General features: G+C 61.4%; 4 protein-coding genes. All 4 read right to left on the bottom strand.

What is annotated here, in order from left to right; genetic code table 11:
- The coding region (locus VES88_11655) for a reverse transcriptase domain-containing protein (protein ID HYN82151.1) at positions 1–212 on the bottom strand (212 nt) is incomplete at its 3' end.
- Entirely contained in the window at positions 133–1791 is a 1659-nt protein-coding gene (locus tag VES88_11660) for a recombinase family protein (GenBank protein ID HYN82152.1), read from the bottom strand. The genes VES88_11655 and VES88_11660, both read right to left, overlap by 80 nt.
- A 143-nt stretch (positions 1792–1934) precedes the next feature.
- The gene (locus tag VES88_11665; protein ID HYN82153.1) at positions 1935–2264 is read right to left on the bottom strand and encodes a hypothetical protein; all 330 of its coding nucleotides are present in this window, start codon (positions 2262–2264) and stop codon (positions 1935–1937) included.
- A 64-nt stretch (positions 2265–2328) separates the two neighbouring features.
- Positions 2329–2512 (bottom strand): hypothetical protein (locus VES88_11670; protein HYN82154.1); only part of this gene is annotated, 184 nt, incomplete at its 5' end.

The raw sequence follows: 2512 nt of genomic DNA on the forward strand, positions 1-2512 counted from the left end.
GCGAGCGCGGCTTCCGCTTCCTCTCGACTGCGACACAACACCACGGCATCGTCGGCGTATCGCACCATTACCAACCCGGCTTCGCGCATTTCAACGTCCAGCTCGTGAAGGTAAATATTTGCGAGTAAGGGACTAACCACTCCCCGAACGCAAAAGGTAACTTTGGCCGCCTGGCGGATCATGGGTGTGACTGGTGGTTGCCGGGCCGCCATGCGGCGGGGCCAGACCGATGGGGATGCAATGCCGGATGACAATGGTGTCATCCCCGATGAGAATGTCCTTGACGACGAGGCGCACGATTCGCTGGCGCTCAATGACGTCAAGGGTGTCGGCGGCGCTGCGCAGGCGGCCGAGGAACGCCGCAAGAGTCTCGGCAAGGCGCAAAAACGTGGCGCGATCGGTAGCCTGGTCAGCGATCGCCTGCAACTCGGCGCGCAGCGTCTGCTCGCGTTGCCGCAGCAAAGGCATGCGCTCCCGTAGTTGCTCGAGCGAGCATAGCTCCTCTTGATAGGCGTTGAGAAGTCGTTCAATGCCTTTGCCGACACGGGTAAGTTCCCTGTGCAAGCTCTGCTCGCGTTTCTTGGTTGGATCGGACGAGCGCGCGGCAGCGAGGCGGCGATCAAGTTCGTGCTGAATCAGCGTTGGATCCTCGAGCAATCGGATCACCTCGGTCCAGACGATCTGGTCAAGCAGATCCTGCCGCACCATGCGGTTATCGCACACGGGACCACCCAGCTTTCGCCAACTGTCCGAGCCGATGCATTTGTAGTAATGGAGCTTGCGCGCGCTCGTGTAGGTCGAGGTGCGGGAGAATGCATAACCGCACTTCTGGCAGCTGACCAACCCCTGCACCACGCTCGGCGTGATGGTGCGCCGCCGCGATCGTATCTTGTTCTCGCAGAGAAGCTCCTGGGCTCGGGCGAAGCTCTCCTCGCTCACCAGTGCGGGCACCGGGATCTCGATCCACTCCTCCTGCGGCCGCTCGTGGCCGATACTGTTGCTGGACACGGTTCCACCGCGCCGGCGCAGCACCCGCGTGACGCGAATTCGGCCGGCGACTCGAGTCTTGCCAAAAGCGGCTGCCCCGCGATAGGCGGGATTGCGCAGCATGGCCCACACCACTGAGCGCTCCCAGCGGGCGCTTTGCTTGCGGGTGGGGATACCTTCGGCATTGAGACGACGTGCGATCTCGCCCATGCTTAGCCCATCGACGGCGTACATCTCATAGACGTGCTGCACCACCCGGGCCTCCGCGTCGATTACCACATACGAGGCAGGCGCCTCGTCGGTCTTTCGGATATACCGATATCCGTACGGCGCACCACTCAACACACTAACTTCGCCGGATTGGGCCCGATGCCGCTTGCCGCGGCGGGACCGCTCCAGGATCTGCGCCCGCTCGTACTCGGCGATCATGCCCTGGAACTGAACCAGCAGTTGATCCTCGGCGCTCGCACTCTGTGGTGCCTTCACAAAGAGAGTCTCGACCCCATGCCGAGCGAACTCTTCAATCAGCAGAATTTGGTACGCGTATTTGCGGCTCAGTCGGTCCGGCGCATAGGCGAGTACGACCTGAATCTGGCCCTCGGCAGCGAGATCCCGCACCCGTTCGAGTCCCGGCCGCTCTAGCGTCGCTCCGCTAAAGCCTTCGTCTTCGAACACCCACTCCCTCGGCACCTCCAAATCGTGGCTCTTCGCGAATTCGATCAGCGCCGCTGTTTGGCTCGCAATGGTGCGCTCCTCGCGTTGCTGCTCCGACGACACCCGTGCGTAGATCGCCGCTATTCTCATACACATTCTCCCTTACTCGCGCACCGACGAGGCGCTCCCGCCCAGACACCAAAATGTCGTATGCCTGTGCCAGCTTCGACTCACGCAGTCGATCAAACGCATAGTCGAGATGGACTTGAAGCGAGTCGCGCCTTGCACGCCGCTCAGCCATGCCTTCTTAGCGCACCTAGAAAGGCGTCCAGCGCGCGGGTCACGATCACTCCGATGGTCAGGCCACTGCTTCTCGCATACGCCCGCAGCACACGCACCGTGGCCGGCGGCAGCTTGAGTGTGATCGGCACCGTCGCCTCGGCAATCTCGACTGGCTCGTCGAGCTCGGCTGCTTCTTCGAGGTAGCGATAGGCTTGACGCAGTGACACACCAAACTTCCGCGCCAGACGCTGCGCAGCCTCGGGCAGAGCAATGTTGCGCTCGAGCAGGCCGTGCGCTACGTTCAACTGCCGAGCCTTGTCCGCTTTGGTCGATCGAGGCATATGTCGTAAACATATTACCTCTTGCGACGCAAGTCAAGCAAGGGATTGCCCCGCCAGCCCGTCACTACACGCTCAAACTGGAAGTTACCTTTTGCGTAAGTGGAGTGACCACTGCCCCTTGAGGACTACCGGAGATCGGCGTCCACCGCTTCATGTTTTCCATGATGTCTTGCTTGAGAAAGCCCTGAATGAGCGCCACCACGCGACCGTCCCCGATACGGTTTCCCACTTTCGTGAGGAGAGGGTCA

This window comes from Gemmatimonadaceae bacterium, from assembly GCA_035633115.1.
GTDB lineage: Bacteria > Gemmatimonadota > Gemmatimonadetes > Gemmatimonadales > Gemmatimonadaceae > UBA4720.

Coding starts and splice junctions, on each gene's coding strand:
- VES88_11660 (HYN82152.1), bottom strand. CDS start 1,791: ATGAGAATAGCGGCGATCTACGCACGGGTGTCGTCGGAGCAGCAACGC.
- VES88_11665 (HYN82153.1), bottom strand. CDS start 2,264: ATGCCTCGATCGACCAAAGCGGACAAGGCTCGGCAGTTGAACGTAGCG.